Consider the following 1356-nt stretch of genomic DNA (forward strand, 5'->3'; position numbering starts at 1 on the left):
GTGGTGTAGGAGCGGTGCTCCTCAGCGGGCTGAGCCGCCGTGTCAGGCTGCCGCGGCGGGCAGGCTGACGGAGGGAGTATCGCTCACGGCGCCGATCGTCTCCAGCGTCATGTAGCGCGAGCGCTGTGTGGCCCACTCGTCGGACTGCTCGAGGAGGAGAGCGCCGACGAGCCGGATGACGGCGGCTTCGTTGGGAAAGATGCCGACCACGTCGGTGTGGCGCTTGATCTCGCCGTTGAGGCGCTCGATGGGGTTGGTGCTGTGGAGCTTGGCCCTGTGCTCGCGGGGGAAGTTCATGAAGGCCAGCACGTCCTCCTCGGCCGCGTCCATCAGGGCGGCCAGCTTGGGTGCCTTGGGGCGGAGCTGGTCGGCCACCTTGCGCCACTGGGCGTGGGCGGCCGGAGCATCGGCCTCGGCATAGGCGGTCCCGATCCAGGCCGAGACGATGCGGCGCTGGGTCTTGCCCGCGTGGGCCGCGGCGTTGCGGCCAAAATGCACGCGACACCGCTGCCATGTGGCTCTTAGCACCTTGGCCACCGCGGCCTTGAGACCTTCGTGGGCGTCGGAGATGACGAGCTTGACGCCACGCAGGCCGCGCCGGGCGAGACCCCGCAGGAACTCCGTCCAGAAGGTCTCCGCCTCGGAGGCACCCACCGCCATGCCGAGTACCTCGCGCCTACCGTCGCTATTCACCCCCACCGCGATGGTGACCGCCACTGAGACGATGCGGCCTGCCTCGCGGACCTTCACGTAGGTGGCGTCCAGCCACAGGTAGGGCCAGTCACCCTCGATGGGGCGGGCCAGGAAGTCCTGCACCCGCCCATCGATCTCGCTGCAGAGGCGAGAAACCTGGCTCTTGCTGATGCCCTCGAGGCCTAGGGTCCGGACCAAGTCGTCCACCGAGCGCGTGGAGATCCCCTGGACATAGGCCTCCTGGATCACTGCGGTCAGCGCCTTCTCCGCCAGCCGCCGTGGCTCCAGGAAGGCCGGGAAATAGCTGCCTCTCCGGAGCTTGGGGATCCTGAGCTCCACCGTCCCGGCCCGCGTCTGCCAGTCCCGTTCCCGATAGCCGTTCCGCTGGTTCACCCGCTCAGGGCTGCGCTCGCCATGGGCGGCGCCACAGGCCCCTTCAGCATCCAGCTCCATCAGCCGATGCGCCGCAAAGCTGATCATCTCACGCAGAAACGTCGCGTCCGAGCCCTTCTCCAGAAGCTCGCGAAGGGCAATCCTCTCGTCGGTCATCGTGGCGTCCTTGGGTCAGTGTTGCGTCTCGCAACCCAACCCTTAGCCAAGTTCACCACGATGGCCGCCCTAACCCGGGCGGCCGCCTCCTACACCACCAACGGGGGCACGACC

1 protein-coding gene is annotated in these 1356 nt (G+C 68.1%); it reads right to left on the minus strand.

Features of this window, described 5'->3' with window-relative positions; all coding sequences use genetic code 11:
• Nucleotides 1-42: 42 nt before the first annotated feature.
• Nucleotides 43-1242 (minus strand): IS256 family transposase, encoded by a 1200-nt coding sequence (locus D9599_RS30615; protein WP_198385115.1) that lies wholly within the window; start codon nucleotides 1240-1242, stop codon nucleotides 43-45.
• Nucleotides 1243-1356 lie beyond the last annotated feature (114 nt).

Source organism: Roseomonas sp. KE2513 (assembly GCF_016107305.1).
Classification (GTDB): domain Bacteria; phylum Pseudomonadota; class Alphaproteobacteria; order Acetobacterales; family Acetobacteraceae; genus Roseomonas.